The organism is Kribbella antibiotica, assembly GCF_004349055.1.
In the GTDB taxonomy this organism is placed as follows: Bacteria; Actinomycetota; Actinomycetes; order Propionibacteriales; family Kribbellaceae; genus Kribbella; species Kribbella antibiotica.
In genome coordinates this window covers 1-5,938 of record NZ_SMKX01000261.1, presented here as the reverse complement: position 1 = coordinate 5,938, position 5,938 = coordinate 1, and the positions used below count along the sequence as shown (strand labels likewise).

Genomic DNA, 5,938 nt, shown 5'->3' with positions numbered 1-5,938 from the left:
TGTTCTTCTTGTTGGGAGCGAGTGCAGGACGCGGAAGCGGCCGGACCTCCTGATCACCCTCTAAGGCTTACGCAGCCGGATCGTGTCTTCGGACTCGGGTCGGTCGCTGAGACACGGGTGACTGTAGCGAAATCGGCCGATTTGACCGGCTGGGATTGAAACAGTAATGTTTGGCGGGTTGCCCCGGAAGCCTAAACTGCAAAGTTTAGCTGCGGTGAGCGTCCGATTCTTGAGAACTCAACAGCGTGCCGAAAGTCAATGCCGAAATTAAGCATTAACCCCGTGCATAGGCATACGGCAATTCTTCAACCCGGGTCCGTCGGATCTTGGGTGGGGGTTTTGTTTTGTCTGTGTTCGGATTCCTTTGAATGTAATTTCTGGATTCAGTCAGTTTGATTGTCTCTGATGTTCAAAGGGTCAGTTCAAAGTTGTTGACTCTGTCGGATTCCTTCGGGGGTTCGGCTTGTCTATATTTTTCAACGGAGAGTTTGATCCTGGCTCAGGACGAACGCTGGCGGCGTGCTTAACACATGCAAGTCGAGCGGTAAGGCCCCTTCGGGGGTACACGAGCGGCGAACGGGTGAGTAACACGTGAGCAACCTACCCTTCACTTCGGGATAAGCCTCGGAAACGGGGTCTAATACCGGATATCATCACGGACTTCATGGTTTGTGGTTGAAAGTTCTGGCGGTGGGGGATGGGCTCGCGGCCTATCAGCTTGTTGGTGGGGTAATGGCCTACCAAGGCGTCGACGGGTAGCCGGCCTGAGAGGGCGACCGGCCACACTGGGACTGAGACACGGCCCAGACTCCTACGGGAGGCAGCAGTGGGGAATATTGCGCAATGGACGAAAGTCTGACGCAGCAACGCCGCGTGAGGGATGACGGCCTTCGGGTTGTAAACCTCTTTCAGCAGGGACGAAGCGAAAGTGACGGTACCTGCAGAAGAAGGACCGGCCAACTACGTGCCAGCAGCCGCGGTAATACGTAGGGTCCGAGCGTTGTCCGGAATTATTGGGCGTAAAGGGCTCGTAGGCGGTTCGTCACGTCGGGAGTGAAAACTCGGAGCTTAACTCCGAGCCTGCTTCCGATACGGGCAGACTAGAGGTAGGCAGGGGAGAGCGGAACTCCTGGTGTAGCGGTGGAATGCGCAGATATCAGGAAGAACACCGGTGGCGAAGGCGGCTCTCTGGGCCTTACCTGACGCTGAGGAGCGAAAGCGTGGGTAGCGAACAGGATTAGATACCCTGGTAGTCCACGCCGTAAACGTTGGGCGCTAGGTGTGGGGGACATTCCACGTCCTCCGTGCCGCAGCTAACGCATTAAGCGCCCCGCCTGGGGAGTACGGCCGCAAGGCTAAAACTCAAAGGAATTGACGGGGGCCCGCACAAGCGGCGGAGCATGCGGATTAATTCGATGCAACGCGAAGAACCTTACCTGGGTTTGACATATAGGGAAATCTCACAGAGATGTGAGGTCCGTAAGGGTCCTATACAGGTGGTGCATGGCTGTCGTCAGCTCGTGTCGTGAGATGTTGGGTTAAGTCCCGCAACGAGCGCAACCCTCGTCCTATGTTGCCAGCACGTTATGGTGGGGACTCATAGGAGACTGCCGGGGTCAACTCGGAGGAAGGTGGGGATGACGTCAAGTCATCATGCCCCTTATGTCCAGGGCTTCACGCATGCTACAATGGCCGGTACAAAGGGCTGCGATACCGCAAGGTGGAGCGAATCCCAAAAAGCCGGTCTCAGTTCGGATTGGGGTCTGCAACTCGACCCCATGAAGTCGGAGTCGCTAGTAATCGCAGATCAGCAACGCTGCGGTGAATACGTTCCCGGGCCTTGTACACACCGCCCGTCACGTCATGAAAGTCGGCAACACCCGAAGCCGGTGGCCTAACCCTTGTGGAGGGAGCCGTCGAAGGTGGGGCTGGCGATTAGGACGAAGTCGTAACAAGGTAGCCGTACCGGAAGGTGCGGCTGGATCACCTCCTTTCTAAGGAGCATTCGGCGATCACACCCGTAAGGGGTGGTCGTCAAAACGTCGTTTACTAGACATACGTTCTAGTGCGACGGTGCTTCGGAATGTGGAACATTGACCATTAGGCCTGAAACCGAAACAAGCAATCTAGTACTGCCTCTCGAGGCGTGGAACGTGAGCGAGTTAAGGGGAAGGGCCGAGGCGCGCTGTTGGGTCCTGAGGAATCGGGCCTGACTGTCAGGGGAGTGATTCTCTGGTGGTTGGGACTTTTTCTTCTAGGGTCACTTTTACACTGATCTTTGCGGATCGTGTGTGATGGGTGGCTGGGGCCGGCTCTCACCAAACTCCTGGTGGTGGTGACTCTTAAGGGTGTTTTGTTTCCCCTGCGGGTTGCTTCTCGAGGGAAGTGGTGGATTTGGGTTGGTGTTCCCGGTCGTATTTTGAGAACTGTATAGTGGACGCGAGCATCTTTGTAGCGAAGTTTGTTTTGTTGTTTTTTGACAAGCTACTAAGGGCAATCGGTGGATGTCTAGGCACCAAGAGCCGATGAAGGACGTTGGAGCCTGCGATAAGCCCCGGGGAGTTGGCAACCGAGCTGTGATCCGGGGGTGTCCGAATGGGGAAACCCAGCTGGCATTCTAAAGCCAGTTACCAGTTCCTGAACACATAGGGTTCTGGAGGGAACGCGGGGAAGTGAAACATCTCAGTACCCGCAGGAAGAGAAAACAATAGTGATTCCGTGAGTAGTGGCGAGCGAAAGCGGATGAGGCTAAACCATGTGCGTGTGATAGCCGGCGTGCGTTGCGTGCATGGGGTTGTGGGAGCATTCTGATACTAATGCCGTGGTGTCAAAGAGTCATAAATTACTGTTGAAGCCGAATCTTCTGGAATGTTGAGCCGTAGTGGGTTATAGCCCTGTAGGCGTAAGACAGTAACTCTTGAGTGTTTTCCCAAGTAGCACGGGACTCTTGAAATCCCGTGTGAATCTGGCGGGACCACCCGCTAAGCCTAAATACTTCTTGGTGACCGATAGCGGACTAGTACCGTGAGGGAAAGATGAAAAGTACCCCGGGAGGGGAGTGAAATAGTACCTGAAACCGATTGCCTACAATCCGTCGGAGCATGATCTTTCGGGATTGTGTGACGGCGTGCCTTTTGAAGAATGAGCCTGCGAGTTAGTGGTGTGTGGCGAGGTTAACCCGTGTGGGGTAGCCGTAGCGAAAGCGAGTCTGAATAGGGCGCTTTAGTCGCATGCTCTAGACCCGAAGCGGAGTGATCTATCCATGGGCAGGTTGAAGCGCGGGTAAGACCGCGTGGAGGACCGAACCCACCAGGGTTGAAAACCTGGGGGATGACCTGTGGATAGGGGTGAAAGGCCAATCAAACTCCGTGATAGCTGGTTCTCCCCGAAATGCATATAGGTGCAGCGTCGCGTGTTTCTTACCGGAGGTAGAGCACTGGATGGTCTAGGGGGCTTACCGGCTTACCGAAATCAGCCAAACTCCGAATGCCGGTAAGTGAGAGCGCGGCAGTGAGACGGCGGGGGATAAGCTCCGTCGTCGAGAGGGAAACAGCCCAGATCACCAGCTAAGGTCCCTAAGCGATTGCTAAGTGGAAAAGGATGTGGAGTTGCCCAGACAACCAGGAGGTTGGCTTAGAAGCAGCCACCCTTGAAAGAGTGCGTAATAGCTCACTGGTCAAGTGATTCCGCGCCGACAATGTAGCGGGGCTCAAGCAATCCACCGAAGCTGTGGCATTTACATAATAACCCGGCCAGGACTTGATCCTGGTCCAGGTGTGTGGATGGGTAGGGGAGCGTCGTGCAGCGTGTGAAGCAGCCTAGTGATGGAGTTGTGGATGCTGCACGAGTGAGAATGCAGGCATGAGTAGCGAATGACGGGTGAGAAACCCGTCCGCCGGATGATCAAGGGTTCCAGGGTCAAGCTAATCTGCCCTGGGTAAGTCGGGACCTAAGGCGAGGCCGACAGGCGTAGTCGATGGACAACGGGTTGATATTCCCGTACCGGCATTAACACGACAAGACCGAACCCGATAATGCTAAGTCTCTGAAGCTTTGCGGCCTTCGGGCCAATGAGTGGACTAGACGACCCGAGTTGGTATTAGGTGCACTGAGGAGTGACGCAGGAGGGTAGTCCAACCGCGGCGATGGTAGGCGTAAGCTGATCCGCGGGCAAGGTGGTAGGGCGAGACATAGGCAAATCCGTGTCTCACATAGCCTGAGAGCCGAGGCGGACCCGTTTAGGGGAAGTGGATGATCCCATGCTGCCGAGAAAAACTTCGTAGTGAGTGTTAGAGCCGCCCGTACCCCAAACCGACACAGGTGATCAGGTAGAGAATACCAAGGCGATCGAGTGAACCATGGTTAAGGAACTCGGCAAAATGCCCCCGTAACTTCGGGAGAAGGGGGGCCGGATGCGTTACATCCTTCTCGGGTGGAAGCGTTGATGGCCGCAGAGACCAGGCCCAAGCGACTGTTTACTAAAAACACAGGTCCGTGCGAAGAAGTAATTCGATGTATACGGACTGACGCCTGCCCGGTGCTGGAACGTTAAGGGGACAGGTTAGCTGGTTTAGGCCGGCGAAGCTTTGAACTTAAGCGCCAGTAAACGGCGGTGGTAACTATAACCATCCTAAGGTAGCGAAATTCCTTGTCGGGTAAGTTCCGACCTGCACGAATGGCGTAACGACTTGGGCGCTGTCTCAACCGTGGACTCGGCGAAATTGCATTACGAGTAAAGATGCTCGTTACGCGCAGCAGGACGGAAAGACCCCGGGACCTTTACTACAACTTGGTATTGGTGGTCGGTACAACTTGTGTAGGATAGGTGGGAGACTTTGAAGCTCGGACGCCAGTTCGGGTGGAGTCATCGTTGAAATACCACTCTGGTTGTTCTGGCTGTCTAACTTAGGTCCATTATCTGGATCAGGGACAGTGCCTGGTGGGTAGTTTGACTGGGGCGGTCGCCTCCTAAAAGGTAACGGAGGCGCTCAAAGGTTCCCTCAGCCTGGTTGGCAATCAGGTGTCGAGTGTAAGTGCACAAGGGAGCTTGACTGTGAGACAGACATGTCGAGCAGGGACGAAAGTCGGAACTAGTGATCCGGCGGTGGCATGTGGGAGCACCGTCGCTCAACGGATAAAAGGTACCCCGGGGATAACAGGCTGATCTTCCCCAAGAGTCCATATCGACGGGATGGTTTGGCACCTCGATGTCGGCTCGTCGCATCCTGGGGCTGGAGTAGGTCCCAAGGGTTGGGCTGTTCGCCCATTAAAGCGGCACGCGAGCTGGGTTTAGAACGTCGTGAGACAGTTCGGTCCCTATCCGCTGCGCGCGCAGGAGAATTGAGAAGGGCTGCCCCTAGTACGAGAGGACCGGGGTGGACGAACCTCTGGTGTGCCAGTTGTTCCGCCAGGAGCACGGCTGGTTGGCTACGTTCGGAAGTGATAACCGCTGAAAGCATCTAAGCGGGAAGCACGCTTCAAGATGAGTTCTCCCACCGGGTTAACCGGGTAAGGCCCCCAGTAGACCACTGGGTTGATAGGCCAGAGGTGGAAGCACCGTAAGGTGTGGAGCTGACTGGTACTAATAGGCCGAGGGCTTGTCTCAACTCTCACCCTCGGGTGAGGCATCAAGACTTCAGCTGCGCTATGTAACGATGTTCGCGTTCACTGTACGGTTCCCAGAATATGAACAGGACCCCCAGCAACCACACCCAGCCTCGGCTGGTGGGTGTGTGGCTTTGCAGGGTTGGTTGTTGATATTTTGATAGAGTTTCGGTGGTCATAGCGTCGGGGAAACACCCAGTCTCCATTCCGAACCTGGAAGTTAAGCCCTTCAGCGCCGATGGTACTGCGACCGGGAGGTCGTGGGAGAGTAGGACGCCGCCGGACATTCACACTGTTAAGGGCCACCCCACTGGGGTGGCCCTTAACATTTGTC

The 5,938-nt window shown here is 55.5% G+C and carries 3 rRNA genes; all 3 read left to right on the top strand.

What is annotated here, in order from left to right:
* The first annotated feature begins 476 nt into the window (after positions 1-476).
* The 3 genes from E1263_RS41675 to rrf all read left to right on the top strand — a co-directional run bounded on the left by E1263_RS41675 (position 477) and on the right by rrf (position 5,889).
* Positions 477-1,994: ribosomal RNA gene (locus E1263_RS41675) — 16S ribosomal RNA — on the top strand.
* Between the two features lie 483 nt (positions 1,995-2,477).
* Positions 2,478-5,605: ribosomal RNA gene (locus tag E1263_RS41670) — 23S ribosomal RNA — on the top strand.
* A 166-nt stretch (positions 5,606-5,771) separates the two neighbouring features.
* Positions 5,772-5,889: ribosomal RNA gene (gene rrf, locus E1263_RS41665) — 5S ribosomal RNA — on the top strand.
* The 16S, 23S and 5S rRNA genes sit together here, the layout of an rRNA operon.
* Positions 5,890-5,938 lie beyond the last annotated feature (49 nt).